29 protein-coding genes and 1 pseudogene are annotated in these 26,866 nt (G+C 67.5%); 24 read left to right on the forward strand and 6 right to left on the reverse strand.

The annotated features are described in order from the left end of the window. Positions 1 to 169: 169 nt before the first annotated feature. Positions 170 to 568: a low affinity iron permease family protein gene (locus ACFVAV_RS18800; RefSeq protein ID WP_379036213.1), complete on the reverse strand. Its 399-nt coding sequence runs from the start codon at positions 566 to 568 to the stop codon at positions 170 to 172. Between the two features lie 108 nt (positions 569 to 676). Here ACFVAV_RS18800 and ACFVAV_RS18805 point away from each other — a divergent pair. The 20 genes and pseudogenes from ACFVAV_RS18805 to ACFVAV_RS18900 form a co-directional block, all read left to right on the forward strand. Then, positions 677 to 1,366: pseudogene (locus ACFVAV_RS18805) on the forward strand (energy-coupling factor ABC transporter permease); the annotation flags it as partial. Continuing rightward, on the forward strand, positions 1,352 to 1,774 hold the full coding sequence (locus tag ACFVAV_RS18810) for a PDGLE domain-containing protein (protein WP_379036252.1): 423 nt from the start codon (positions 1,352 to 1,354) through the stop codon (positions 1,772 to 1,774). The pseudogene ACFVAV_RS18805 and the gene ACFVAV_RS18810, both read left to right, overlap by 15 nt. Next, on the forward strand, positions 1,775 to 2,536 hold the full coding sequence (gene cbiQ / locus ACFVAV_RS18815; RefSeq protein ID WP_379036214.1) for a cobalt ECF transporter T component CbiQ: 762 nt from the start codon (positions 1,775 to 1,777) through the stop codon (positions 2,534 to 2,536). Positions 2,537 to 2,544: 8 nt separating this feature from the next. Next, complete coding sequence (locus ACFVAV_RS18820) at positions 2,545 to 3,252, forward strand: energy-coupling factor ABC transporter ATP-binding protein (protein WP_379036254.1); 708 nt, start codon at positions 2,545 to 2,547, stop codon at positions 3,250 to 3,252. 78 nt (positions 3,253 to 3,330) lie between these two features. Beyond that, positions 3,331 to 3,705, forward strand: coding sequence for a hydrogenase maturation nickel metallochaperone HypA (locus ACFVAV_RS18825; protein WP_379036215.1), 375 nt, complete (start codon positions 3,331 to 3,333; stop codon positions 3,703 to 3,705). Further along, the gene (gene hypB, locus ACFVAV_RS18830) at positions 3,663 to 4,484 is read left to right on the forward strand and encodes a hydrogenase nickel incorporation protein HypB (RefSeq protein ID WP_379036216.1); all 822 of its coding nucleotides are present in this window, start codon (positions 3,663 to 3,665) and stop codon (positions 4,482 to 4,484) included. The genes ACFVAV_RS18825 and hypB overlap by 43 nt, the downstream gene beginning before the upstream one ends. Before the next feature lie 73 nt (positions 4,485 to 4,557). Then, positions 4,558 to 5,613 (forward strand): hydrogenase expression protein HypE, encoded by a 1,056-nt coding sequence (locus ACFVAV_RS18835; protein ID WP_379036217.1) that lies wholly within the window; start codon positions 4,558 to 4,560, stop codon positions 5,611 to 5,613. A gap of 12 nt (positions 5,614 to 5,625) precedes the next feature. Further along, complete coding sequence (locus ACFVAV_RS18840; protein ID WP_379036219.1) at positions 5,626 to 7,422, forward strand: nickel-dependent hydrogenase large subunit; 1,797 nt, start codon at positions 5,626 to 5,628, stop codon at positions 7,420 to 7,422. A gap of 5 nt (positions 7,423 to 7,427) precedes the next feature. Beyond that, positions 7,428 to 8,357 carry a NifU family protein gene (locus ACFVAV_RS18845; RefSeq protein WP_379036220.1) on the forward strand — a complete coding sequence of 310 codons (930 nt, stop codon included), beginning with the start codon at positions 7,428 to 7,430 and terminating at the stop codon, positions 8,355 to 8,357. Further along, the gene (locus tag ACFVAV_RS18850) at positions 8,354 to 8,986 is read left to right on the forward strand and encodes a DUF5947 family protein (protein ID WP_379036221.1); all 633 of its coding nucleotides are present in this window, start codon (positions 8,354 to 8,356) and stop codon (positions 8,984 to 8,986) included. The genes ACFVAV_RS18845 and ACFVAV_RS18850 overlap by 4 nt, the downstream gene beginning before the upstream one ends. Further along, a complete protein-coding gene (locus tag ACFVAV_RS18855; RefSeq protein WP_379036222.1) occupies positions 8,986 to 9,633 on the forward strand; it encodes a DUF6084 family protein in 648 nt (215 codons plus the stop codon). Before ACFVAV_RS18850 ends, ACFVAV_RS18855 begins: the two co-directional genes overlap by 1 nt. Before the next feature lie 8 nt (positions 9,634 to 9,641). After that, positions 9,642 to 10,964 (forward strand): hypothetical protein, encoded by a 1,323-nt coding sequence (locus tag ACFVAV_RS18860; RefSeq protein ID WP_379036255.1) that lies wholly within the window; start codon positions 9,642 to 9,644, stop codon positions 10,962 to 10,964. Between the two features lie 15 nt (positions 10,965 to 10,979). Beyond that, positions 10,980 to 11,099 carry a DUF6893 family small protein gene (locus ACFVAV_RS18865; RefSeq protein WP_379036223.1) on the forward strand — a complete coding sequence of 40 codons (120 nt, stop codon included), beginning with the start codon at positions 10,980 to 10,982 and terminating at the stop codon, positions 11,097 to 11,099. A gap of 1 nt (position 11,100) precedes the next feature. After that, a complete protein-coding gene (locus ACFVAV_RS18870) occupies positions 11,101 to 11,601 on the forward strand; it encodes a hydrogenase maturation protease (protein ID WP_379036224.1) in 501 nt (166 codons plus the stop codon). A gap of 3 nt (positions 11,602 to 11,604) precedes the next feature. Then, positions 11,605 to 11,847: a HypC/HybG/HupF family hydrogenase formation chaperone gene (locus ACFVAV_RS18875; RefSeq protein WP_357346664.1), complete on the forward strand. Its 243-nt coding sequence runs from the start codon at positions 11,605 to 11,607 to the stop codon at positions 11,845 to 11,847. After that, a complete protein-coding gene (gene hypF, locus ACFVAV_RS18880) occupies positions 11,844 to 14,111 on the forward strand; it encodes a carbamoyltransferase HypF (protein WP_379036225.1) in 2,268 nt (755 codons plus the stop codon). The genes ACFVAV_RS18875 and hypF overlap by 4 nt, the downstream gene beginning before the upstream one ends. A 17-nt stretch (positions 14,112 to 14,128) precedes the next feature. Then, a complete protein-coding gene (locus ACFVAV_RS18885; RefSeq protein WP_063002942.1) occupies positions 14,129 to 14,473 on the forward strand; it encodes a HypC/HybG/HupF family hydrogenase formation chaperone in 345 nt (114 codons plus the stop codon). Next, positions 14,470 to 15,582, forward strand: coding sequence for a hydrogenase formation protein HypD (gene hypD / locus ACFVAV_RS18890; RefSeq protein WP_379036226.1), 1,113 nt, complete (start codon positions 14,470 to 14,472; stop codon positions 15,580 to 15,582). Before ACFVAV_RS18885 ends, hypD begins: the two co-directional genes overlap by 4 nt. Next, positions 15,575 to 16,648 carry a hydrogenase expression/formation protein HypE gene (gene hypE, locus ACFVAV_RS18895; RefSeq protein WP_379036227.1) on the forward strand — a complete coding sequence of 358 codons (1,074 nt, stop codon included), beginning with the start codon at positions 15,575 to 15,577 and terminating at the stop codon, positions 16,646 to 16,648. The genes hypD and hypE overlap by 8 nt, the downstream gene beginning before the upstream one ends. A 29-nt stretch (positions 16,649 to 16,677) precedes the next feature. After that, positions 16,678 to 17,400 carry a DUF6390 family protein gene (locus tag ACFVAV_RS18900; RefSeq protein ID WP_379036229.1) on the forward strand — a complete coding sequence of 241 codons (723 nt, stop codon included), beginning with the start codon at positions 16,678 to 16,680 and terminating at the stop codon, positions 17,398 to 17,400. Positions 17,401 to 17,413: 13 nt separating this feature from the next. Here the strand turns inward: ACFVAV_RS18900 and ACFVAV_RS18905 are convergent, their stop codons facing one another. The 5 genes from ACFVAV_RS18905 to ACFVAV_RS18925 form a co-directional block, all read right to left on the reverse strand. Continuing rightward, entirely contained in the window at positions 17,414 to 17,860 is a 447-nt protein-coding gene (locus tag ACFVAV_RS18905; RefSeq protein WP_379036230.1) for an NUDIX hydrolase, read from the reverse strand. Positions 17,861 to 18,107: 247 nt separating this feature from the next. Continuing rightward, positions 18,108 to 18,785 carry a CPBP family intramembrane glutamic endopeptidase gene (locus tag ACFVAV_RS18910; protein WP_379036231.1) on the reverse strand — a complete coding sequence of 226 codons (678 nt, stop codon included), beginning with the start codon at positions 18,783 to 18,785 and terminating at the stop codon, positions 18,108 to 18,110. Beyond that, positions 18,782 to 19,678: an NAD(P)H-binding protein gene (locus ACFVAV_RS18915; protein ID WP_379036232.1), complete on the reverse strand. Its 897-nt coding sequence runs from the start codon at positions 19,676 to 19,678 to the stop codon at positions 18,782 to 18,784. Before ACFVAV_RS18915 ends, ACFVAV_RS18910 begins: the two co-directional genes overlap by 4 nt. Before the next feature lie 154 nt (positions 19,679 to 19,832). Continuing rightward, on the reverse strand, positions 19,833 to 20,357 hold the full coding sequence (locus ACFVAV_RS18920) for an OmpA family protein (protein WP_379036233.1): 525 nt from the start codon (positions 20,355 to 20,357) through the stop codon (positions 19,833 to 19,835). 550 nt (positions 20,358 to 20,907) lie between these two features. Beyond that, positions 20,908 to 21,366, reverse strand: a complete 459-nt coding sequence (locus tag ACFVAV_RS18925; protein ID WP_379036234.1) for a MarR family winged helix-turn-helix transcriptional regulator — start codon at positions 21,364 to 21,366, stop codon at positions 20,908 to 20,910. Between the two features lie 63 nt (positions 21,367 to 21,429). Between ACFVAV_RS18925 and ACFVAV_RS18930 the strand changes: the two genes are divergently transcribed. The 4 genes from ACFVAV_RS18930 to ACFVAV_RS18945 all read left to right on the forward strand — a co-directional run bounded on the left by ACFVAV_RS18930 (position 21,430) and on the right by ACFVAV_RS18945 (position 26,548). Then, positions 21,430 to 21,798 (forward strand): VOC family protein, encoded by a 369-nt coding sequence (locus tag ACFVAV_RS18930; RefSeq protein WP_379036235.1) that lies wholly within the window; start codon positions 21,430 to 21,432, stop codon positions 21,796 to 21,798. 217 nt (positions 21,799 to 22,015) lie between these two features. After that, entirely contained in the window at positions 22,016 to 23,710 is a 1,695-nt protein-coding gene (locus tag ACFVAV_RS18935; protein ID WP_379036236.1) for a S8 family peptidase, read from the forward strand. Between the two features lie 13 nt (positions 23,711 to 23,723). Continuing rightward, complete coding sequence (locus ACFVAV_RS18940) at positions 23,724 to 25,055, forward strand: hypothetical protein (RefSeq protein WP_379036237.1); 1,332 nt, start codon at positions 23,724 to 23,726, stop codon at positions 25,053 to 25,055. 929 nt (positions 25,056 to 25,984) lie between these two features. Next, the gene (locus ACFVAV_RS18945; protein ID WP_379036238.1) at positions 25,985 to 26,548 is read left to right on the forward strand and encodes a hypothetical protein; all 564 of its coding nucleotides are present in this window, start codon (positions 25,985 to 25,987) and stop codon (positions 26,546 to 26,548) included. Positions 26,549 to 26,866: the final 318 nt, after the last annotated feature.

Genomic DNA, 26,866 nt, shown 5'->3' on the forward strand with positions numbered 1-26,866 from the left:
CGACGGCAGACACCGCGACGACAAGACTGTTCGGCTCTGGGATGGTCTCGGTGGGGGCAGCGCCGGGCGATGCGGTCGCGAGCTCAGGTGATGGTGACGCCGCTGTCGACGACGATGGTCTGGCCCCGGCGAATGTGTTTGCCAGTTGGGTCGACTCGGCGCCGTCTGGTCAGTGGCGCTCTTCGAGTCCGACGGCTTCTCGCAGTCGGTCCGCGGCCGCGCGGAGTTCGGGATCGGTGGACGCGGAGGAGGTCAGGAGCGCGGCCAAGGCCTCGGCGATGACATTGAGTTTCTCCTGCGCGGCCTCGCTCGCGCGGCGGCCGGCGTTTTCGAGCAGCACCACCAACAGCAGGGTGAAGACGCTCGCAACAGTGTGGATGGCAACCTGCCAGGTTTTGAGATCCGTCCACCACGGCAAACTGATCAGCCACGCGGCGACGATTCCGGCGCAGAGGAAGAAGAACGGAGCCTGACTCACTCGCAGCTCGGCCTGCTCGACGAACCGGTCGAAGGGTGACCGGCGGTCATGTCTACGACGGCTGCGCGCGGCTTCGCTGCGGCGCTCCATCACCGGATTCTAGTCGCCTCGCACTCGGGTCGCATCCAGGCCGGCGTCGCGGTCCGACATCCTTTTATCTGTTCACTTGGACAGATAATGAGCGTAGTGTTCTGAAAGGTGAACGGCAGCACCGTGGCAATGCACATGAGCGACGGGATCGTCGATGCGCCGACGTCGCTGATCTTCGCGGGGATCGCGGCCGTGGGGCTCGGGTTCGCGGGCTGGCGAGCGCGGGCCGAACTCGATGAGCGGGCGGCGCCGATGGCGGGGCTGGTGGCCGCGTTCATCTTCGCGGTGCAGATGGTGAACTTCCCGATCCTGCCCGGCGTGAGCGGGCACCTGCTGGGCGGTGCGCTGGCCGCCATTCTGGTCGGGCCCTACCTCGGGGCGTTGTGCGTGGCGATCGTGCTGGTGGTCCAGGCGCTGCTGTTCGCCGACGGCGGGCTGACCGCACTCGGCACCAACATCACCAACATGGCCCTTCTCGGTGTCGGGGCGGGATATCTGGTCGCCCGCGGCGGGGTTGCGCTGCTTCGCCGACGGACCGATACCGGCATGGGCATCGTGGCCTTCGTCGCCGCGCTCATCGGAACCCTGTGCGCCGCGATGGGTTTCGTCATCGAGTACGCGATCGGCGGCGCCGCGGGCTCCACGGTCGGCGCCGTTGCGGGGTACATGTTCGTCACGCACGCGCTGATCGGGATCGGTGAAGGCATCATCACCGCGATCACCGTGGTGGCCGTGGTGAACGCACGACCGGACCTGGTCTCTGTGCTGCGTGCGGCGGAATCGGTGTCCGCCGCAGCATCTCCCGCTCGCGCGCGGTTGTCGTTCACCGGTTTCCTGTGGGCGTTCGCCGCGGCCGCGGTCCTCGTCGCGGGCGTGCTGTCCTATGCCGCGAGTTCACAGCCCGACGGGCTCGACGCCACCACCCAGCGCGGGTGCACCACGGTCGAGGTGAACGGCGCCGATGAACTGCATGGTGAGTGCATCGCCCAGAGCGCCGAGGAACACCGGTTCGCCGGTTCACCGCTGGCGGACTACGCGATCGGCGGCAACAGCGATCTGGCCGGTCTGGCGGGCATCGTCGGTGTCGCGGCCGCCTTCGCCGTGCTGTTCGCGGTGGTCCGCACGATCCGGATCGGGCGAAGCGCGACGCGCCCGGCGGCCCGTGCTGGTGATGTCGCGGCGCGGTCGGATGCGGAGCCGAAGTAGGTGAGCGGCCCGGTCCACCGGCTGTATCTGGTGGGGAATTCGCCGGCGCATCGGGCGCCGGCCGAGGTGAAGATCGTCTGCGCGGTGGTCGCGGTGTTCGCGGTCGTGGCGACACCGCGGGAGTTGTTGTGGCCGTTCGGCTGCTATGCCCTGGGCTTGGTCGCGCTGTGGCGATGGTGGGGAATCCCGTTGCGCTGGATCGCGCCACGGCTGCTCATCGAGTTGCCGTTCGTCGTGCTGGCGATCCTGCTGCCCTTCGCCGCCGGGGAACCCCGCACCGAGGTCCTCGGGCTGTCGCTGTCGGTGACCGGCCTCTACGCCGCGTGGGGGATCGTCGCGAAAGGCACTATCGGCGTGGGTATCTCACTGACATTGGCCGCGACGACGAGCGTGCGCGCCGTGCCCGAAGGGCTGACGCGGCTACGCGTGCCGGGCACGATCGTCATGATCGTGGTGCTGATGCTGCGCTATGTCGACGTGCTGGTGGCCGAGGCGGCGCGGATGCGGCTGGCGCGGATCTCGCGCGGCGACGACCCGCGCACACTGCGCCAAGCCGGTGCGACCGCACGCGGCGCGGGCACCCTGTTCCTGCGATCCTACGAACGCGGCGAACGGGTCCACCTGGCGATGCTGTCGCGCGGATTCGACGGCGCCGTACCCGATGTCGGCACCCGGCCCGCCACCGGCAGGCAATGGCTGCTCGGCTGTCTACCGGCGGCCGCGGCGATCGCTGTCTGCGCCGGTGCTTGGATGGTGCGGTGACCGAACCGATGACACCGGCGGTGCGTGTGGTCGATCTGACCTTCGCCTATCCCGACGGGACCGGCGCGCTGAACGGGGTGAATCTGCAGATCGCGCCGGGGGAGCGGGTGGCGGTCCTCGGGCCCAACGGGGCAGGCAAGTCCACGCTGATGCTGCACCTGAACGGGGCGCTCACCGCCGCCTCGGGGCAGATCCACATCGGCGGTGTGCGGCTGGACCGCGACAGTGTCCGTGCCATCCGGCAACGGGTCGGGGTGGTGTTCCAGGACCCCGACGACCAGCTGTTCATGCCGACCGTGGAACAGGACGTCGCGTTCGGGCCCGCCAATTTCGGCGTCCGCGGCGAGGCTCTCGCCCAATGCGTGCGCGAAGCGCTCGACGCGGTGGGGATGACGGATCGGGCCGGACGCTCACCGGCGCACCTGTCGCTCGGGGAACGCCGTCGCGCCGCGCTGGCGACGGTGCTGTCGTGCCGGCCCGAGGTGCTCGTGCTCGACGAACCGGCCGCCAACCTCGATCCGGTGGCACGCCGCGAGCTGGCCGAGATCCTGCTGTCGCTGCCCACCACCATGCTCGTGGTGACCCATGATCTGCCCTACGCGCAACGGATCTGCGATCGGGTCGTCATCCTCGACGCGGGCGAGGTCGTCGCCAACGGCCCCACCGCCGACATCCTCGGCGATGCGGACCTGCTCGCCGCACACCGTCTCAGCTGAGCGGTCGACCATCGCGTCGGCGGGTTGCCGAGGAGTAGCCTCAGCAATGGGTCAATCCCTCGACGAGCCGAGACTGCGATGCACGAAATGGCGATCACCCAGAGTGTCATCGACGCCGTCTGCGAACACGCGGCGGGCGCGCGGGTGCACAGCGTGCTCCTGGAAGTGGGCGTGCTGTGCGCGGTCGTTCCGGAGGCGATGCAGTTCTGCTTCGAACTCGCCGCCGAGGGAACTCTCGCCGAGGGCGCGCGCCTCGAGATCGACGCGGTACCCGGCCGCGCGGCCTGCCGAAGCTGTGGCGCCGAGTTCACCGTGCTCGAACCGATCGTCCTGTGCGAGTGCGGCAGCGCCGATGTCGAGATCAGAGCTGGGCACGAACTCCGAATCCGGTCGATGGAAGTGAGCCGAGAATGTGCGCAACCTGTGGATGTGGGGACGACGACGCCGCGGTGATCACCCTCCCGCACGAGCACGAGCACGAGCACGAGCAAGAGCACGAGCACGAGCCGCACCGGCACAGCCATGGTCACGGCGGCGATCACGTGCACCTGCCGGTGACCGAGACCGTCACCCTCGAACAGAAAGTCCTGGCCAAGAACGACCTGTTGGCCCAGCGCAACCGTGACTGGCTCGCCGCCCGCGACATCCTGGCGCTGAACATGACCAGCTCACCCGGTGCGGGCAAGACCACGCTGCTCGAACGCACGATCCGCGAGTTCACCGAGGTGCCGATCGCGGTGATCGAGGGTGACCAGGCGACCCTGCTCGACGCCGAGCGGATCGGGGCGACGGGCTGCCGGGTCGTGCAGATCAACACCGGCGCGGGCTGTCATCTCGACGCCGAGATGACCTACCGCGCGCTGGAGTCCCTCGACCCCGCGTCCGGCACGCTGCTGTTCGTCGAGAACGTCGGCAACCTGGTGTGCCCGGCACTGTTCGACCTCGGCGAGCGCGGCAAAGTCGTGGTTATCTCGGTGACCGAGGGCACCGACAAGCCGCTGAAGTACCCGCACATGTTCGCCGCGGCGTCCCTGGTCCTCGTCAACAAGATCGACCTGCTGCCCTATGTCGACTTCGACCTGGACAGATGCCGGGAATACGCGACTGCGATCAACCCGCACGCGCAGATCCTGCCACTGTCGGTGACCAGCGGTTCCGGTCTGGCGCAGTGGTACGACTGGCTCCGGCTGCAGCGCTCGGCAACTATTGAGGATCACTCACCGGCAACATAGACTGACGTGATCAGGATCACGTCGCAGGCTCCAGGAAGCCTGCGATGCCCCGCTTCAGAAAGTGGCACAGCCCATGCCCACCCAGGAAGCAATCAAAGCAGAACAGGCCCTGATCCACGTGCTGTGGATCAACGCAGGCCTCGGTTGTGACGGTGATTCGGTCGCGCTGACCGCCGCGACACAGCCCAGTATCGAAGAGATCGCGCTCGGCGCTCTTCCCGGGCTCCCGCAGATCGCGGTGCACTGGCCGTTGATCGATTTCGAATGCGGTCCCACCGGCGGCGCCGACGATTTCCTCGAATGGTTCTTCAAAGCCGACCGTGGTGAACTCGAACCGTTCGTACTCGTCGTGGAAGGCTCCATCCCGAACGAACGGCTCCACGAGGAGGGCTACTGGTGCGGCTTCGGCAACAATCCCGCCACCGGTCAGCCGATGACGACCAGTGAGTGGCTCGATCGGCTGGCCCCGAAGGCCACCGCGGTAGTTGCGGTCGGTACCTGTGCCACCTACGGCGGCATTCACGCCATGGCGGGTAACCCCACCGGCGCGATGGGCGTGCCGGACTATCTCGGCTGGGACTGGAAATCCAAGGCCGGAATCCCGATCGTGTGCGTGCCCGGTTGCCCTGCCCATCCGGACAACATGTCCGAAACGCTGACCTACCTGCTCTACATGGCCACCGGACAGGCGCCGATGATCCCCCTCGACGAGGCGCTGCGCCCGAAATGGTTGTTCGGCGCCACCGTCCATGAAGGCTGTAATCGGGCCGGCTACTACGAGGAAGGCGACTTCGCCGACGAGTACGGCTCCCCGAAGTGCATTGTGAAACTGGGATGCTGGGGCCCGGTGGTCAAATGCAACGTCCCCAAGCGGGGCTGGATCAACGGCGTCGGTGGCTGCCCGAATGTGGGCGGCATCTGCATCGGCTGCACCATGCCGGGATTCCCGGACAAATTCATGCCGTTCATGGACGAGCCGCCCGGCGGGAAGATTTCCGCGACGGCATCAGGGCTGTACGGGTCGGTGATCCGCAGCCTGCGCCACATCACCGGACGCACGGTCGACAAGGAGCCGCGTTGGCGGCACAAGGGCGAGAAGCTGGAATCCGGCGCCACCCGCACCTGGTAGGAGGCGATTGGAATGACTGCCATCATCCCCGAGCCGTCACACAAGAGGATCGATCCCGACAGCCTCGTCGAAATGGCCTGGGACCCGATCACCCGCATCGTCGGCAGCCTGGGAATCTATACCAAGATCGATTTCGACAACCGTGAAGTGGTCGAGTGTCACAGCACCTCGTCCATCTTCCGCGGCTACTCGATCTTCATGCGGGGCAAAGATCCCCGCGACGCGCACTTCATCACCAGCCGCATCTGCGGTATCTGCGGTGACAATCACGCCACCTGTTCGTGCTACACCCAGAACATGGCCTACGGGGTGAAACCGCCGAACCTGGGCGAGTGGATCGTCAATCTCGGTGAGGCCGCGGAATACATGTTCGACCACAACATCTTCCAGGAGAATCTGGTCGGCGTGGATTTCTGCGAGAAGATGGTCGCCGAGACCAACCCCGGTGTCCTCGCCCAGGCGGAGAAGACCCTGGCCCCGCATTCGGCCGAGCACGGCTACCGCACCATCGCCGACATCATGCGCGCGCTCAATCCGTTCACCGGCGAGTTCTACCGGGAGGCATTGCAGGTCAGCCGCTACACCCGCGAGATGTTCTGCCTGATGGAGGGCAGGCATGTGCACCCGTCGACGCTGTATCCCGGCGGCGTGGGAACCGTCGCGACGATCCAGCTGATGACCGACTACATGACGCGCCTGATGCGCTACGTCGAATTCATGAAGAAGGTCGTGCCGATGCATGACGACCTCTTCGATTTCTTCTACGAGGCGCTCCCTGGGTACGAACAGGTCGGATTGCGGCGCACCCTGCTGGGTTGCTGGGGCTCGTTCCAGGACCCGGAGGTGTGCAATTTCGAGTACAAGGACATGGAAGAGTGGGGCCGGCGGATGTTCGTCACCCCCGGCATTGTCATCGACGGGAAGCTGTTGACCACTTCCCTGGTCGATATCAATCTCGGCATCCGAATCCTGTTGGGCAGTTCGTATTACGACGACTGGACCGACCAGGAGATGTTCGTGAAGACCGACCCACTCGGCAATCCGGTCGACCGGCGCCACCCCTGGAATCAGCACACCAACCCCAAGCCGCAGAAGCGCGACATGGACGACAAGTACAGCTGGGTGATGTCGCCGCGCTGGTTCGACGGCACCGACCACCTGGCACTCGATACCGGGGGCGGGCCGTTGGCCCGGCTGTGGTCGACGGCGCTGGCCGGGCTGGTCGATATCGGCTACGTGAAGTCGACCGGGCACAGTGTGCAGATCAACCTGCCCAAGACCGCGTTGAAGGGCCCGGTCAGCTTCGAATGGACGATCCCCGCGTTCGGCAGCAACACCATCGAACGCAATCGCGCCCGCACCTACTTCCAGGCCTACGCCGCCGCCTGTGCGCTGCACTTCGCGGAGCAGGCGCTCGGGGAGATCAGAGCGGGGCGGACCAAGACGTGGGAGCACTTCGAGGTGCCGGAGGAGGGCATCGGTTGCGGGTTCACCGAGGCGGTACGCGGCGTGCTGTCCCATCACATGGTGATCAAGGAAGGCAAGATCGCCAACTACCACCCGTATCCGCCGACGCCGTGGAATGCCAACCCCCGCGACAGTTTCGGCACGCCGGGCCCGTACGAGGACGCGGTTCAGGGCCAGCCGATCTTCGAGGAGAACGACCGCGAGAACTTCAAGGGCATCGACATCATGCGCACCGTGCGCAGCTTCGATCCCTGCCTGCCGTGCGGGGTGCACATGTACCTCGGCAACGGCAAGACGCTGGAGAAACTCCACTCGCCCACCCAGACACTCACCGGGGAGTAACGGTGATGCCGGATCGGCCGGGGGAGCACGACGAGGCAGCGATCGACCAAGACCGATGGCGCGGCGCAGGCGAGCGGATCGAGACCCTGCTGAACGCGAGTTCGGCGGGTGGGGTCGTCGCCCGTGAACGTGCCGAGCAACTGGTGCGCGAGGTCGCCGACCTCTACGGCGCCGGACTGGCACGGGTCCTCGCGCTCGTCGACGACGACGTGCGCGATCGGCTCGCTGCCGACGATCTCGTCGCGAGCCTGCTGCTGGTGCACGGCCTGCACCCGCACGACGTGCAGACCCGGGTCCGCGCGGCGCTCGATAGTGTCCGCCCGTATCTGGGGTCCCACGGTGGCGATGTCGAACTGCTGAGCGTGGCCGACGGCGTCGTGCGCCTCGAACTGGCCGGTAGCTGCCGCACCTGCCCCTCGTCCTCGGTGACCCTGGAACTGGCGGTCGAGGACGCGGTGCGTGCCGCGGCGCCGGAGATCGAGTCGATCGAAGTAGCTGCCGCGCAACCGGAGTCGACCGACGCCCTGATCTCCGCCGACTCACTGTTCGCGCGGGTACACGCCGAGGCCCGCCCGGTGGGCGAGCACCACGGGAGCTGGATCGCTGTCCCGGAGCTGGGTGAGCTCGGTGCCGGCGAGGTCGGCGGCTTCTCCATCGGCGGGCACGCGGTGCTCGCCTGCCGGGTCGGTGACGAGCTGTTCGTCTACCGCGACCACTGCCCGTCATGTGACAACTCCCTGGCCGGTGCCGCGCTGCAGCGGCGGGTCGGATTCCCGGTCGGTGACGCGGTCCTGCGCTGCCCGACCTGTCGAGCGCACTACGACGCCGTCCACGCCGGTGCCCGGGTCGACGGCGACGGCCATCTGGAACCGCTGCCGGTGCTGGTGCGCGCCGGCGAACTGTCGGTGGCCGTTCCGGTGGGGGTGACCGGGTGAGTTCTCCGCTGGGGGTGCTGCGGCGCCTCACCGTCGACCGCAAGCCCGCCGTGCCTGCGGGCGAACGGTGCGAGATGTGCGCGGAGTCCATCGCCGCCGAGCACCAGCACGTGGTGAATATCGAAGGACGCCAGCTGCTGTGCGTATGCCGGGGCTGCTACCTGCTGTTCACCGACCAGAACGCCACCCTGCGGTATCGGGCGGTGCCCGACCGGTACCTGCGCTTCCCGGAGTTCACCATCAGCCACGGCGAGTGGGACGCGCTCGAGATCCCGGTCGGTCTGGCGTTCTTCTTCGACAATTCCGCGCTGGGCCGCACCGTCGCGTTCTATCCGGGACCGATGGGGGCCACCGAATCCGAACTGCCCCTGGACCAGTGGCGCACGGTGCTCGACCGGCACCCGGAGATCGACGTGGCCGTCCCCGATGTCGAGGCGCTGATGATCCGGGTCCCCGAGCGCGGCACCGAAGGGGCCGCCTGCCTGCTCCTGCCCATCGACGCCTGCTACGAATTCGTCGGCCGGATGCGGTTGCTGTGGCGCGGGTTCGACGGCGGCCAGGACGTGCACCGGTATCTCGACGAGTTCTTCGCCGCGGTGTCGGCGCGCGCCCGCCCGGGTGGTGTGTGATGTGCCCGGCCTACTCGACGACCTTCGCGGTACTCGGCATCGCACCCGAGCCCTACGCCGTGACGCCGACCCTGACCGCGCGCGTCGGGATCGCGGCGCTCGCCGAGGAACCGGTGCACGCCATCGCCTTACGCGCGCAGGTGCGGATCGAACCGCACCGGCGCGGCTACACCGACGAGGAGAGCGCCGGCCTGCTCGACCTGTTCGGGCCACGCGAACGCTGGCGTGACACCCAGCGTTCCTTCCTCTGGATGCACTGCGCCACCATGGTTCCCGGATTCCACGGCGGTGCTCAAGTCGACCTGCCGATGCCGTGCACCTACGACTTCGAGGTGACCGGGTCCAAGTATCTGCACGCCCTGCGCGAGGGGACGGTGCCCCTGATCTTCCTGTTCAGCGGCACCGTGTTCATCCGCGGCGCCACAGGTTTCGCGGTGCAGCAGATACCGTGGGACCGCGAGGACAAGTTCCAGATGCCGGTCTCGGTGTGGGAGGACCTGATGGCCGCGCACTTCCCGAACTCGGGCTGGCTGCGCCTGCGCCGCGACACCCTCGACGCGATCGCCGCCTACAAGTCCAGTCACGGTCTGCTCGGCTTCGACGACGCGATGACCCGCCTGCTCGACACCGCCGAGGACAGCTCATGAGTACGGAGCTGACGAGATCACGGGCCAGGGCACGCGCGGTCGCCGACGCGGTGCTCTACGAGGGCTATCTCCTGTACCCGTACCGGGCGAACTCGGCCAAGAACCAGTCCCGCTGGCAGTTCGGTGTGCTCGGACCCACCGGTGCCGCCGCGACCGGCCTAGGTGAGGACGCGGAACTGTCGGCCCAGTGTCTGCTCGACGCCGGCGAGCACGCTTCGATCACTCTGACCGTCCGGTTCCTGCATCTGCAGCGCCGCACGGTCGAGGACGCCGGGGGAGTCCCGGTCGCCGAGCTCGTCGTCGACGGCCGATCGTGGATCAGCTGGGACGAGGCGGTCGAATGCGAGGAGCGGATCGGTCCGCTGCGGCTGATCGATTCGACGGCACGCTTATCGATTCCGGCCGGAACCGATCTCGAGGTGATCCCCGGTACCGACGGGTCACCGGCCGGTCGGCTGGTCCGGAGCCGCGTGCACCTCGACGGTGAGGTCCAGGTGGCGGTGGAACCCGACGGGCGATGGACGCGTCTGAGCGTCACCCTGCGCAATATCGGTGCCCCGGCGACCGATCGGGAGGAGGCCATGGCCCGTTCACTGATCGGCGCGCACGTCATCGCCGACATCGACGACGGCTCGTTCGTCTCGCTGCTCGAACCCCCGCCCGATGCCGAAACCGCCGTGGCCCGCTGTGTCCAGCACCGCTGCTTCCCGGTCCTGGCCGGACCGCCCGGCGACCACAGCATCGTGCTGATCTCCCCGATCATCCTCTACGACCACCCCGAGATCGCCGAGCAGAGCGAAGGACCGCTGTTCGACTCCACCGAGATCGACGAGATCCTCACCCTGCGGGTGATGACCATGACCGATCAGGAGAAGGCCGAGGCCCGCGCGACCGATCAGCGGGCCGCCCAGATCATCGACCGCTGCGACGCCATGAGCCCGGAGGCCCTGCAGCAGTTGCATGGGGTCCTGCGGGATCCACACGCCGAATCCGCCGCCCTGATTCCGGAGGTGCCCGACGGCGTCGACTGGTGGGACCCGTTGGCCGACAACGCTGTTCGACCGGAGTCGGACGCGGTCATGGTCGGCGCGGTCAAGGTGCGCAACGGCACCAGGGTCCGCCTGCATCCGTCGCGCCGCGCCGACGCGCACGACCTGTTCTACGACGGCAGGGTCGCCCGGGTCGTCACGGTGCACGCCGATGTCGACGGGCAGGCTCACGTCGGCGTGGTCATCGAGGACGACCCCGCCGCCGAACTGCACGAATGGTACGGCCGCTACCTGTATTTCGCCCCGGAGGAGATCGAACCACTCGACAGCCCACGAGAATGAGAGAAGAGGTCAGCCATGGCCACGATAGGAATGATCGCGGTGGCGTTCGCCGCGGTGGTGGCGACTGTTGCCGCGGTCCTCGGCGTCCGGTCGATACCGGACCTGCAGCGCTACCTGAAGATTCGCCGGATGTGAGATGACGGCACGGGTGCTCGTCGCCGGGATCGGCAACATCTTCCTCGGCGACGACGGTTTCGGGCCCGAAGTGGTGCGACGGCTCCCGCCGCACGGTGCGAACGTGCGTGTGGTCGACTACGGCATCCGCGGCATGCACCTGGCCTACGACCTGCTCGACCCCTGGAACGCGCTGGTGCTCGTCGACGCGATTCCCGACCGCGGCACCCCTGGCGCGCTGTCGGTCTTCCACGCCGAACCCGACGCCACCGGCGCTGCGCAACTCGACGCGCACGCTATGAACCCCGACGCCGTGTTCGCGAGCGTGCGCGCTCTCGGCGGGACCCTGCCGCCGACCGTCGTCGTCGGTTGCCAGGTCTGCTCGGTCGAGGAGGGCATCGGACTGTCCGAACCAGTCCTCGCCGCGGTCGACCCGGCGGTGGCGGCGGTGGCCGAGGTGCTCACGCGACTGGCCACCGACCCGCGCGAGCCGCTCACCCCGTCGAACCGATCGGAGGGATGAACCATGTGCCTCGGCATTCCCGGACAGGTCGTGGAGATCCTCGACGGCTACCACGGGCAGCTCGCTCTGGTGACGGTCTCCGGCGAGGACCGCAAGGTGAACATCGGTCTGCTGGAGGAGGATCCGGTGCACCCCGGCGACTGGGTGATCATCCACATGGGTCTGGCGGTCGAGAAGACCGACGAGGCCGGTGCCGCCACCGCGCTGGCCGGGTTGAACCTGCTCGGACGAGGCGAACAGCCATGACCGCCGACCGGCAACGCCGTCGCCTCGTGGTCCGCGGGGTGGTGCAGGGCGTCGGCTTCCGGCCCTTCGTCTACACCACCGCCGCCGAACTGTCCCTGTCCGGGGCGGTGTCCAACGACAGCTCGGGGGTGATCATCGAGATCGAAGGTGCGCCTGCCGATCTGGACGAGTTCGCTCGGCGTCTGCGCGAGCGTCCACCACCGCTGGCCGTCGTGGAATCGGTCGATCAGTGCACCGTCGCGCTCCTCGGCGGCACCGGATTCCGCATCGCCGACACCACCCGCGACGGCGGTGGCCGCACCCTGGCCTCACCCGACGTCGCGATCTGTGCCGACTGCGCCGCCGAACTCGCCGATCCCACCGATCGCCGCTACCGCCACCCCTTCATCAACTGCACCAACTGCGGCCCCCGGTTCACCATCATCGCCGAACTGCCCTACGACCGGCCCAGCACGTCGATGGCCGGCTTCCCGATGTGCCGGCGCTGCGCCGTCGAGTACGCCGACCCGGCCGACCGGCGCTTCCACGCCCAACCCATCGCCTGCCCCGACTGCGGCCCCCGCCTGACCTACACCGGGCCGGGTGACCCGGTGGAGTCGGCACGAAACCTCTTACGCGAGGGCGGAATTCTCGCCGTGAAGGGCATCGGCGGCTACCACCTCGCCTGCGACGCCACCAACGAGGACGCCGTGGCCACCCTGCGCCGCCGGAAGCGGCGCGGCGACAAACCGTTCGCCGTCATGGTCGCCGACCTGGCCGGCGCGCGCGCGATCGCCGAGGTAGACGACAGCGCCGCCGCATTGCTCAGCGGCCCGCAACGGCCGATCGTCCTGCTGCCTCGTGGCGCCGACCCGCTTGCCCCCTCGATCGCGCCACGCAACCCCGACCTCGGTGTGCTGCTCGCCTACACGCCACTGCACCTGCTGCTGTTCGGGCTCCCCGGCGACCCGCCCGGCCCGCGGGTATTGGTGATGACCTCGGGCAATCTCGGCGGCGAACCGATCTGCTTCGCCGACGACGATGCCCGCACCCGTCTCACCGACCTCGCCGACGGCTGGCTCGCCCACGACCGCCGCATCCTCACCCCGTGCGACGACTCCGTGGTGCGTGTCGTCGACGGCATCGAGCTGCCTCTGCGCCGCTCGCGCGGCTACGCGCCGCTCCCGCTGACCCTGCCCGTCCCGGTACCGCCGACGCTCGCCGTCGGCGCGGACCTGAAGAACACCTGCGCGGTCGGCGACGGCCGCTACGCGTGGCTCAGCCAGCACATCGGCGACATGGACGACCTGGCCACCCTGCGCGCCTTCGGCTTCGCCGCCGAGCACCTCGCGGAACTGACCGGGGTCCAACCCACCCAGCTGGTCGTCGACGCGCATCCGCGCTACCGATCCACCACCTGGGCGCGCACCCATGCCGAAGGCCGTCCGGTCCACACCGTCCAGCATCACCACGCGCACATCGCCGCGGTCATGGGCGAACACGGACTCGGCGCCTCGGACACGGTCACCGGGATCGCGTTCGACGGCACCGGATTCGGACCCGACGGCGCCATCTGGGGCGGTGAAGTCCTGGCCGCCGGCTACAAGGGCTACCGGCGGCTCGCGCACCTGAAATACGTGCCGCTGGCGGGCGGGGACGTCAGCGTGCGCAGGCCCTACCGGATGGCGCTGGCGCATCTGTGGTCCGCGGGATTGGACTGGTCGGACACGATCGCCTCGGTCGCCGCCTGCCCCGCCGATGAACGTGCGGTGCTGGCACACCAATTCGGCTCCGGCTTCGGATGTACCCCGACCTCGAGCATGGGACGGCTCTTCGACGCCGTGTCCTCGCTGGCCGGAGTCCGCCACACCGTCGACTACGAGGCCCAGGCCGCGATCGAACTGGAGGCCGTCGCGCGAGCGGCCGACCCCGGCTCCCGCACCTACCGGTTCGGCCTCGATCACACCGCCGACCCGGCCGTGATCGACCCGGCCCCGGTCGTGGCCGCCGTGGTCACCGACGCCGCGCACGGCGTCCCGGCGGCCGTGATCGCCGCCCGCTTCCATCACGCCGTGGCCGCCCTGGTCCTCGACCTCGCCCTGGATTTCGCAACGCCCCCGACGACCGTCGCGCTCTCGGGTGGGGTGTTCCAGAACGCGCTGCTGCTCTCGGCAGCACGCACTGTGTTGCGCGACAACGGATTCCCTGTGATCACCCATCGCCGACTGCCGCCCAACGACGGTGGTCTCGCGTTCGGACAACTACTCGCCGCCGGTGCGGGTTGAGCGAAAGGAGAGCAGCGATGTGCCTGGCAGTCCCGGGAAAGGTGCTCAGCCTGCACGAACGCGACGGCACCATGATGTCGGTCGTCGACTTCGGCGGCGTGCACAAAGACGTGTGCCTGGAATACATTCCGGACGCGGCGATCGGCGACTACGTGGTGGTCCACGTCGGCTTCGCCATCCAGCGCCTCGACGAGGAATCGGCGTTGCGCACACTGGCCGAATTCGAGCACCTCGGTGTGCTCAACGAGGAGTTCGGCGACGGGTTCGCCCTCGCCGCCAAACAATCCGGGCTCCCCGATCCCACGGCAGAACCGGCAGCGACCGACTCCGGCGCCGGCGACGACACGGAGGTGACGTCATGAAGTATCTCGACGAATTCAGCAACCCCGACCTGGCGAAGAACCTGCTCGACCAGATCCGCGCGGCCACTTCCCAGCGGTGGGCCATCATGGAAGTCTGTGGCGGACAGACCCATTCGATCATCCGCCACGGCATCGACCAGCTGCTGCCGAACGAGATCGAGATGATCCACGGCCCCGGCTGCCCCGTGTGCGTCACCCCACTCGAGGTGATCGACAAGGCGCTCGAGATCGCCGCGCAGCCCGGGGTGATCTTCTGCTCCTTCGGCGACATGCTCCGGGTCCCGGGTAGCGAACGCGATCTGTTCCGGGTCAAGAGCGAGGGCGGTGACGTGCGGGTGGTGTACTCGCCACTGGACGCGCTGACCATCGCCCGGCAGAACCCCGACCGGCAGGTGGTGTTCTTCGGCATCGGCTTCGAGACCACCGCACCGGCCAACGCGATGACCGTCTATCAGGCCAAACGACTCGGCATCGAGAACTTCTCGCTGCTGGTCTCCCACGTACTCGTCCCACCCGCCATCGCCGCGATCATGGAATCGCCGAGCTGCCGGGTCCAGGGCTTCCTGGCCGCCGGGCACGTCTGCAGTGTGATGGGCACCGAGGAGTATCCGCCGCTGGCCGACAAGTACGGGGTACCGATGGTGGTCACCGGCTTCGAGCCCCTCGACATCCTGGAAGGCATCCGGCGCACCGTGACCCAGCTCGAGAACGGCAAGCACGAACTCGAGAACGCCTATCCCCGCGCGGTCCGCGCCGAAGGCAACCCGGCCGCGAAGACGATGCTCGCCGACGTCTTCGAAGTCACCGACCGCGCCTGGCGCGGGATCGGTGTGATCCCGAACAGCGGCTGGCGTCTCTCGGAACGCTACCTCGCCTACGACGCCGAGCACCGGTTCGCGGTCACCGACCTGCACACCGCGGAGTCCTCGATCTGCCGCTCCGGCGAGGTGCTGCAAGGACTGATCAAGCCGCACGAGTGCGCCGCCTTCGGCAAGCAGTGCACACCGCGAAACCCGTTGGGGGCCACCATGGTCTCCTCCGAAGGCGCCTGCGCGGCCTACTACCTGTACCGGCGTCTCGACCTGCCCGCGGAGGTGGCTCATGCGTGAGGACAACGCGGCGGCCGGGCTCGACATGGACAGCTGGGTGTGCCCCATGCCGCTGCGCGACTCACCGACCATCGTGATGGGTCACGGTGGCGGGGGAGCGATGTCGGGTGAGCTGATCGAGCACCTGTTCCTGCCCGCGTTCGGCTCCGCCGCCGAGGCGGGCATGGGTGATTCGGCGGTGCTCACCCTCGGCGGCGCGCGGTTGGCGTTCTCGACCGACTCCTTCGTCGTGAAACCCCTGGCGTTCCCTGGCGGGTCGATCGGAGACCTGGCCGTCAACGGCACCGTCAACGACCTGGCCATGGCGGGTGCGCGGCCGATGGTGCTGTCCACGGCGTTCATCCTCGAAGAAGGCACCGCGCTCGCCGAGATCGCCCGGGTCGCCGAGGCTGTCGGCACCGCTGCGCTGGCGGCCGGAGTCAAACTGGTCACCGGCGACACCAAGGTGGTCGACTCCGGTCACGGCGACGGGATCTTCATCAACACCGCGGGCATCGGCATCATCGACGACGGCATCGACATCCGCCCGCAGCGGGCCCGCCCCGGTGACGTCGTGCTCGTCAGCGGTGACATCGGAGTGCACGGCGTCGCGGTGATGAGCTGCCGCGAAGGCCTCGAATTCGGCACCGCCGTCTGCAGCGACACCGCGCCGCTCAACGGCCTGGTCGCCGTGATGCTGGCCACCGGTGCCGATGTGCACGTGCTGCGCGACCCGACGCGCGGCGGAGTCGCGGCGACACTCAACGAGATCGCCGGTGTCGCGAAAGTGGGTGTGGCACTGGATGAACGGAAACTGCCCGTGCCCGACGCGGTCCGTGATGCGTGCGGCCTGCTCGGCCTCGATCCGATGTATGTCGCCAACGAGGGCAAGCTGATCGCCTTCATCGCCCCCGAGGACGCCGACCGAGTGCTCGCGGCCATGCGGGCGCACCCGCTGGGCGCCCGCGCCGAAGCCATCGGTGTCTGCGTCGAGGACCATCCGGGCATGGTGGTCGCCCGCACCGCCCTGGGCGGCACGCGGGTGGTGGATCTGCCCGCCGGAGAACAACTGCCACGGATCTGCTGACAGGAGGCGCGATCATCGACGGGACCGAGATGTTCGCCCGCTACGCCTACGCGCCCAACCGGCTCGGCTACTGCGGTCCCTCCGACGCGCGGGCGCTGCACAACGGCTCCGCCGAAGAAATCCGCGCCCTGGCCCGGCAGTTCTCCGGAGCCTGGCCCTACCTGCGGGCCATGTCGAGACTGACCGGTATCGCCGATCCGCTCGACCGGCGCCTCGTCGAGTCCTATTGGCTCGGTGGCGGGATCGGCGCCGACCTCGACGCCGACGCCTTCACCACCGAACTGCTCGCGATCATCGCACCGATGGCCGGGCACTACTGGTCCTACCTGAATTCCGACCTTGCCGGGGAAGCCGCCGCCAACCACGGGTTCCACGTCTTCGGCGTGTATCCCTGGACCCGGCTGCTCGGCCGCGGCGCCGACGAGCACCCGATCCGCATCCTGGACAGCTGCCGCATCACCTGGGGCACCGTGATGGCCCGCGAAGACGGCGCCGCGGCTGTCCGCTGTCAGCGGCTGGTCCTGGACGGTCCGCGGCTGCGGTTGTCCGCTCCAGCGCTCCAGCGCGCCGAGGTGGACGACCAGCACCTGGCGACCGAGGTGGCTGTCGGTGACCAGGTCGCCGTGCATTGGGGGCGGGTGTGTGGCCGCCTCGATTCCGCTCAGACGCGGGCGCTGACCACCAGCACCGCACGACAACTGCGGGTGACCAATCGTCGGTTGACCGACACCGTGCGAACCGCTCGACCGTAGTCCGATTCGGATGTCAGGGGTGGACGAGAGTGCGGTAGGTATCGAGAATGCGGCGGATGGAGGATGTCACCGGCAGTTCACCATCGAGTGGTGCCCAGACGTACCGGGCATGGATGGTGAGGCGGATCGGATCGGTCGCTGCGACATCCACCGCGAAATGCAAGCGGCGAACCGGGTGCGCGTCGGGGGACAGGTAGTCGAAATCCCCGACGTGGTGCCGAATCCCGGTGACAACCAAGCCCGTTTCCTCGTACACGCCCCGGACGACCGCGTCGGCGAGAGGCTCCCGCGGCATCACAGTGGTGCCGGGAAGCTTCAGAGTGGCCTTGATCGGGCCGGTGTCGTGGCGCGCGAGTAGTAGCACCTGTCCACCGCGATCGATGATCGCACCGACCCGTGGTGCGGTACCGTCGCTTTCGGCTCGACGCGACAGTTCCTCGAACTCCGACTCGGATACCACTAGGACTCACCGACTTTCGACTCCGCCACCGCTCACCACCGCCGCCGGATTCGACGACCGTGTCGGTGATTACCGTACGTCTCGGGCACTACGGGCGTGGGCGAATCAGGACGCAAGATTGCGAATCCGTGACCGAGCCCACGCACCCGGACCCGGCCCGAATGAGATCCTGCGGACGAACGAGCGCCGTTCGGTCCGGGTCCATCCGAGTTCGCCGATGAACTCGATCGCCGCCGTGAGGTGAGGGTCATCCTGGAGACCGCATCGTCGGGCCGGGGGGGTCGTCGAGGAACAGCGGTGGCATGAAGTGCAGCATCAGGGTGGACCACGTCAGATGCGCGATCAGGGAGGCCTGGATCCCGCCCGTGGACCGACGCTGCATGCCGAACAGTGTGCCCATGACGGCGGCGGCCAGAACCAGCGCCGGGTTGCGGGTCGCGGTGGTGGTGAGAATGTAGGCGCCGGTGGACACGGCGACCGGCCGGCTCGGCGCGGCGTGGTAGACGGCGCCTCGGAAGTAGACCTCCTCGGCAGCGCCGTTGGCCAGCGCGGTCAGGAGCACCGCCGGCGTCCGACCTCGATCCGCGTAGCGCAGGAGGTTGGTGATCGCTGTGCGCAGCACCGGGATTCGTCGCGCGATCAGCGCGCAACCGTAGAACACCCCGAAAGCCGCGATGCCCGTTGTCGCGGACACGAGTATCCGCCGGTCGCGCGGTTCGACCGGCGGTGGGGTAGTGGCCAGGCCACCGAGGGTGAGGGTGGCGGCCGTGGCGAGCGTGAGGCCGTAGAAGCGCGCGCTGGCGGGCGGTGCGGCCAGTGAGGCGCCGAGCAGAGCCGCGCCGGCCAAGCCGACGGCCGCGACGTCTCGTGGACGTCGCTCGCCCTGCTTCGGCCGTACCCTACGCAGCCAGGAACGGGTCTTCATTCGTCGTGCCGCAGCCCGACGCGTTCGCCGAGCGCACGCAAGACCGCCTCGTCGTAGCCGATCGTGTCGAACGGCAGGAGGTCGCGGATGGCGGTGTCGTGCACGACGACCTCGTTGACCATCGAGTCGACCAGCGACCGGCCCGTCTGGACATCGACATCGGTGACCAGTGCGAGCCACAGGGAGGACAGTCGCGGTGAGAGGAAGGGAACGGGCACGATCGGTGTCGGGCGTCCCTGGATACGTGCCACGCGCCGCAGCATGTCGAGGTAGGCGAGAACGTCCGGCCCGCCGATCTCATAGGTATGGCCGGTTGTCCGTGGGTCGTCGAGCACGCCTGCCAGGTAGCGGATCACGTCGTCGACGGCGATCGGTTGGGTACGGGTGCGGACCCAGCGCGGGGTGATCATCGCGGGCAGGTGCTCGACCAGCTGCCGGGTGATCTCCCAGGAGATGCCGCCGTGCCCGACGATGATCCCGGCGCGCAGCGTCGTGACCGGTACACCGGCCTGGCCGAGCAGTGTTTCGACCTGCCTGCGGCTGCGCAGGTGCGCCGAGAGGCGATCGGCGTCGTTGCCGAGCCCGCCGAGGTAGATGATGCGCTGCACTCCGGCTGCTGCGGCTGCCTGCCCGAAGTTCCGCGCCGCCGCCGCGTCGCGCCGCTCGAAGTCTTCTTCGGTCAGCGAGTGCACGAGGTAATAGGCGCTGTCGCAGTCGCGCAGCGCGGTATACAGCGACTCGCGGTCGGCGACGTCGGCGCCGACGGGCGTGCCGGCGCCGCGATAGTTGTCCGGGTGCCTGGTCATCGCCCGCACGATGTGCCCGGACTCCTGGAGATCCGGGCAGAGCCGCCGCCCGATGAACCCGGTCGAACCGGCTACGAGTACGTCCACAACGCATCCTCTCCATGCGGGCGGACCTCTCGGCGCCGACGGTGGAACCGGCGCCAGGCTACCGGTGCGGGGCGTCCCTGCGCCGGATCCTTGCTGCGGGAGTCGGGCTCGGCGTGCGATCCGGGTGGGCGCCGGCCGTTGGTGACATCCTGTTCTATCCGTCGACGACCGTGATCTTGGCCTGATCGGGATCGACCTGCGGGTCCGAGGGATTCGCATCGGACTTCACCGTGATACGCGACTTGTCGATGCCGGCGGCCTCGAGCTCGGCCGCGATATTGTCACCGCGGGCTTCGGCCAGAGATTTTGCGGTGGCCACATTCGAATCCTGGGCGTAGGTCGTGATTTCTATCTTGGTGTCGTTCCCCTGCAAGGCGGCCGCAACCGCTGTGAGGGTGACGGTGTCGATCGTGCCGAGGTCGGAACTGCCCGGGTCGAAGGCGATCGGGGCGGCAGCCAAGATCTTGTTGATCGCATCCTGAACCGTTTGCTGCACGTTTTCGCGCACGGAACTCACCGCCGCGGACGCCGTTGCGACGATGCTGCTCTGCAGGGTGTTGACCTGGGCGGTCGGGGTGGTCGTCGGCGTGGATGTGGTGTCGTCGGAGTTACACGCCGCGGTCATCAGCACAACCGCCGCGATCGACGCTATCCCATAGACACTGCTCTCGAGCTTCACTGGAATCTCCTGGTCTGTGAATGTCGGACAGCGGGTCGTGCTCACTGCGATGACGCCGAAGCCCGGCTGGGCGGCCTGATCGGCCTGCCCATCCGAAGTGGCGTCTCGGTTCTCCGGTAGATCGTCGCTGCGGCGACGTCAGCGTCGACTGCGTCGCGTGGCAACGGAATATGCAGGGCCACTTCAGCATTCGCCCCGTACGTGGCGGCAGACAGTCGCCTTGGCTCAGGTGTCCTGGCGCAACGACACCACTGCTGTGCGGCCATGCCGGTCGGTCTCATCTCGTCGAGATCGTCGTCGCCATTGCGCCCGCTGCGTCGATCGACAGCACCGGGCCCAGAACTGGAGTTGATCCCATAGGCGAATCGTGCACCGCCGCCAGTCCGCGCGCCTCACCCGAATCGGGTGAATCCAGAGGGTCGTCCTGGTGGATGTCGCGGTGTTCGACAAGAACCCCGGTGATGGCGCCTATCTGCGCGTTACCGGTACGCCCGTTGTCGGCAAGCGTTGGTGTAATGCCGCCGCGGTCGAACGTGCGCCGGGGAACGCGCTATGTGCCGTCGTTACCATCGCGCAGGGAATGGATCATGCTCCGCAGGATCCGGAACGCGCCTGACTGTTCGGTCTCGGTCAGGTCGGCCAGCATTCTGACCTCGACGGAGCGGACCGCGACGGTCGCCTTCTCGAGGCTCCGGCGTCCGCGAGGCGTGAGCCGCGTGGGAAGAACCTTCCCGACGGGTGCCTCCGCGGGCCTGGTCACGTAGCCGTCTCGTTCCAGGGTCTGGAGCAGCACGTTCATCGTCTGCCGGGTCACGAACGCGCCGCGGGCGAGCTCGGAGTTCGACAGGCCCGGTCGTTGAGCCAGCAGCTCGAGGCAGGAGTAGTGGGTCACGTTCATCCCGAGCGGCCGCAGCACCTCCTCCATGGCTACGCGCAGCGCGCTCGACGCCTCTTTCAGCAGGTAGCCCAGTGACGTCTCCAGGTCGACGCCGACACCGTCTTGACTCATGTCAGTACTCTGACATACATTCTCCAATGTCAGAAAACTGACACGAAGAGAAGGAGCATCATCATGCCCGTCACCGGCCCCGACTTCCTCTCGCTCCAAGCGCGCGACCTCGACGCTTCGCGGGCGTTCTACGAGCAGTACCTCGGCCTGGTCCGCTCGCAGGCCGGACCTGCGCACGCCGTCGTCTTCGAGACGAAGCCGATCGCGTTCGCACTCCGCGACATCGTTCCCGGCACCGATCTCGCATCCGCTGCTCAGCCCGGCATCGGTGCCGCGATCTGGCTCCACGCCACAGACGTCCAAGCCATCCACGATGCTCTGGTCGCCGACGGCCACACCATCGTCTCCGCACCGATCGACGGTCCTTTCGGTCGGACATTCACCTTCGCCGACCCCGACGGCTACCGGATCACGCTCCACGACCGCGCCTGACAGGCGAAAAGTCGGGCTCGACTGGACTCCGGCGCGCCTTCGTCAGTCCGCCGGGATCCGCAGTTCAATAGGAGTATGTCGAAGGCGATAATCGCCCGCGAAGCGCGTGAGCCAGCCGAATTCGTTGATTATGTGCTCAAATTCGCCGAGCAGGGCGACTGCCTATTCCGGGGACAGCGGCGGATGAGCTGGGGCTCCTGAAAGGGGACGAACGCTGATGACGACATCGGAACCCGAGGGGCGCGAAGCTCGCAAGCGGCGTACCGCCACGCACGGCGACCAGGAAGTCGGCCAGCAGTTCGCACGGACATTCGCTCCGCCCGGGCTCTACGACAAGGCGCGGCGCAAGGAATGGCGGCTCGAGGAGGAGCCAGGCAGGCGTGGCCCCTACATCGTGGAGTTGAACCTGCAGCACACCGAGGGTCTGCTCGGCGCGGTCGCGACACTCAAGGAATTGCACGCGGAGGTCGTGCGGAATGGGCCCGAGCCGACCCCGATCTCGCGCACCTACTACCTGTGTCGCATGTCGTGGGCCGAGTGTAAGAAGCTGCTCAAGCAGGACGAGAAGCAGGCACTGGCGAAGGCCGGTGAGACAGAGGGCAATCCGATGCGCTTCCGTGCGATTTACAAGCTCTGGCCGGACTTTCCCGTCCGAAGTCAGGTGTACCGGTCGCTGCCGACAATCAAGGCAAACGCTGCCCGGCGCTCCTTCGAGGCAGAGGGAGACGGAATCGTCTGGGCGGTGATCGACTCCGGGATCCACGGACGCCATGCACACTTCAAGAAATACAAGACCGTAGATGCCGAGGGGGTCAGGAACCTGCACCGTAGCTTCGTGGACGAAGCGGTCGAAATGGATGGGATACCACTGGAACCGCGACCCGTCCTGGACCCGGACGACCCGACAATCGACAAGGATGAACGGACCCGACGCGTCGATGCCCACCGCAACGCGGCGCTCGAGGACGAATATGGACACGGCACGCACGTCGCCGGGATCATCGCCGGGTGCGCTCCGCTCAACCGCGAGGCAAAGAGGGTGCGGCTGTTCGAGCGGGTCGATCGACCCGGCGTCCGCGGGCAGCTTGAACGGACCAGCGCCATCGTCCAGCAGTTCAACGACCTGGAGCACCTACACGGCGTGGCTCCGCAGTGCCGACTCGTGAGCCTCAAGGTGCTCAACGAGTTCGGTGAGGGACGTTCCAGCGACGTGATCCGCGCTTTGGAATACATCCGCGAGAACCTCAATGACAACCCCAAGCTGCTCCGCGTGCACGGGGTAAACCTCAGTGTCGGATACGAATTCGACGCCGAGATGTTCGCCTGCGGCCAAAGCCCGATCTGCGCTGAGGTCGACCGACTGGTCCAGTCGGGCGTCGTCGTCGTGGCGGCCGCCGGCAATACGGGCTACGGCAGCGTTGGGTCGAGCACACGGGAAACAAGGGTCGGACTGTCGAATACCATCAACGACCCGGGCAACGCGGAGCAGGCCATAACCGTCGGCGCTACACACCGCGAGGCGCCGTACATGTACGGCGTCTCGTACTTTTCCTCGAAGGGACCCACCGGCGACGGCCGACTCAAACCCGACCTGGTCGCCCCCGGCGAACGGATCACCTCCTGCGGCGCAGGCACTCGCCTGCGTGAAGCCATCCGAGCGGCCGACGTCAGTGCCGCGTCGGCGGGCGGAGGTGTGGCCTTCGCCGACTACATGGAGGACAGTGGCACCAGTATGGCCGCCCCGCACGTGTCCGGGGCGATCGCAGCCTTCCTGTCCATCCGACGAGAGTTCATCGGTAGGCCCCGCGACGTGAAGCGAATCTTCACTTCTACGGCCTCCCCGCTCGGTCGTGAGCGCTACTTCGAGGGGCACGGTCTGGTGGACCTCGTTCGTGCCATCCAATCGGTCTGATCGGAGCCACGCCATGCAGACATTCGATGTCGAGTTCACCAGTGGCGGTACGCTTTTCGCCGCCGACCAGGTGCAGGACCTCGTCAGTGACCTGGACGCCACCGACCTGATCGTGGTTTCGCACGGCTGGAACAACGACGTGCAGGAGGCCACGGACCTGTACGACGAGTTGCTGGGCAACGTGCAACGGCTGCTGGACTTGCGCGCCAATCCGCAGGCGCCGACGACGCTGCGCGGTCTCGACGGCCGCACCTTCGCGGCCTGCCGTGTGTACTGGCCGAGCAAGAAGTTCGCGGACAAGGACCTCATCCCAGGTGGCGGTGCGGCCGGCGCGACGGTGGCGAACGACGCCGCTCTCGAGCTGGTACTGGACAGACTGGCCGAGGACCCGACGCGACTGGGCGACAGAGTCACGTCGCCCGCGCGTGACCAGGCGGTCGCCTCGGCGAAGGCGCTCGTCCCGCAACTGGCCTCGGATCCCGACGCTCGTGCGGCGTACGTCGACCTCCTGAGATCCCTTGTCGATGCCGACGACTCGGTAGATGACGACGGCGCGGCCGCGTTCTTCAGCGCAGACGCAGAGGATTTGTTCGACGCCCTGGAGGGGCCCGTTTCCGCGCCGGGCGCCGAGGCGATCGGGGGCGGCGCAGGCGGTAGAGGCGCCGATAACGGTGGCGCCGCCGGCATCCGGGATCGCCTCGATGGCGCGATTGCTGCTGCGCGGCGGCTGGCGAACCTCACGACGTACTTCCAGATGAAGTCGCGGGCCGGGACAGTCGGGGCCAACGGCCTTGCCCCGGTGGTCCGGCGGGTCCGCACGGAGCACCCAGATGTGCGCGTCCACCTCGTCGGCCACAGCTTCGGCGGGCGGCTGGTGACCGCCGCTGCCCATGCCCTGGACGACAACACCCCTCAGGTCACGCTCAGCCTGCTGCAGGCGGCGTTCTCGCACAACGGGCTCTCCGGCGACTTCGGCGGCGGGAAGGCCGGCGCATTCCGGGCGATCCTCACAGACCGCCGCGCATCCGGCCCGATCCTCATCACGCATACCAAGAACGACAAAGCTGTCGGAATCGCCTACCCGCTCGCGTCGCGCATCGCCTCGCAGAATGCCGCTGCGCTCGGCGACCGGAACGACCCGTACGGCGGCATGGGCCGCAACGGTGCCCAGCGCACCGACGAGGCGTTGGGCAACGAGACGGAGCTGGCCGCGGTCGGCCATGACTACAGGTTCGCGCCCGGTAAGGTCTACAACCTGCTGGCGGACGCCTTCATCGCCGACCACGGCGCCGTTCGAGGCATCCAGGTCGCCTACTCGATCCTGTCCGCGGCGTCCGTGGTGTGAGGTTGAGTTCTCACCTGCTACCCGCGCCTTTGCGCAGGTCGCAGGTGAACTCCTACCCGTCCGTCGGCCACGCGTTTCGTGTGTGTCGACGTCGGCGTTCCCATCGATGTTCTGTGTGAACTGATGCAGCACCGCCAGATCGACACCACCCAGACCTATTACCGGATCGGAGACCCTCGACCTCGGAGAGCTCGTGGTGTCCGAGATCGGCGCAACCTCGCGAGCTACGCGGCGGTACCCCGCCAGGTGGCGTTCCAGCACGGTGTTGAAGTACTCGACGACAGTGTGTCCGTTGAGAATCTCAGGGACTTGACGGCTACGAGTTCCTCGAGAAGGTCGTAGACCTGGAACCATTTGCCGTTCTTGATCCGGCCTTTGATCTCGTCTGGCATGCCGTGGCCGGCACAGTGGTCGAGGTCCCTACCCATGAGGTGCACCCAGATCCGCTGGAACTCAGCAAAGTCTTCGCCGTAGACCCCGATTCGGCTCTGGAGGTAGAGGGCTAGGTGACGTTCCGAAGTTGGGTGCGGAGCTCGTCGTCTGTGCTCTCGATCTGAACAACGGACCGGACTGGGACGAGCCCACGTCGCTCGGAGAATCGCATCTCCCGATCATCTCGGACCGGGCCGGCATTGAAGCCTTTCCCGCCACATCCGTGGCCCCTGCGACGAGTCGAGCCTGTGTCGAGAAACGATCGACAGACAGATCCGGGCCAGAGAATTGACCGCAGTTAATTCCTCAGGCGAGGGTCAATCGTCCCAGGCCACGCCGCCCTCGATCACGCGCAGACGCCTTCCACGCGGCCATCGGCCCCCGAGTTGCGAAACCGGCTCGACCCGAACGGGTTTCGAACCGAGAGCGTCGGTGCGCCCGCATACAGCTGCCCGGTGGGTTACATCATGCATCTGTACCTCGTCGACGGTGACGCCGTGACGAACGCTGTCGGATCGAAGGATATGGCGCTGTTCGACGCGATCGTGGCGACCTGGCCGGACGAGCTTCTCGAGGACGATCTCGATATCGAGGACGATGACGAGGACGACGAGGAGGAGTACGTGGACCTCCCGTCTCCAGTCGCGCTGCGTGCGGTGATCGATGGTGGACCGTTCCTGGCAGAGCACGGACCCAGCTACATCGGTGCCTATGAGAGCCTCTGTGAGCATCTCGGTGACGACCTCGATCACATGACCTTCCACATGGGCTGGGTGGAGAACGTCGACCAGGCTTTCGCCGCCCTCGGAATGAACCTCGCCTTGTCGGATCTGGTCTATGGCGGGGAGCTGGACGAAGACTTGGACTACCCCGATTGTGCAGGGCATGGGTCATGGTCGAAGGAGGCATGCGCCGAGGCTGTGCAGCGTTGGGACGCCCTGGACTCCGCGATCCTCGCGAAGGTCGACTCACAGGCTCTCAGCTCCGTGGAACACCATCTCGAATGGCTTCGTGAGGCAACTCGACGTGGTAAGGACATCGTCGCGGTCTGGGAGGGCTGAGGAGAAATCTCTGTGCCGGACCGAGTCGACGGACTGAAGTCCTGTCGAGCGAATACCTCGCGAGCACGCCTGACGTTCGCCCACCCAGCACTCCCACCTGTTCATCAATCGATCAATTCTCGATACGTCATGCGCCCACGTTTCCCACGGGCCTCTGCCGCCGACCCATCAGGTCACCACAGCCATTCGGTGAGCCGACCACCAAGCTCTTGCAGTACGCCACAAGCGATCCAGATCGCGCCCGTGGCCGCGGCCGTAGCCAGCCAGGTCCGGACCCTCCGGAACAACTGACGTAGCCGACGTCGGCCAGAGTAGGTA

This window comes from Nocardia sp. NPDC057663 (genome assembly GCF_042799895.1).
Lineage (GTDB): Bacteria > Actinomycetota > Actinomycetes > Mycobacteriales > Mycobacteriaceae > Nocardia.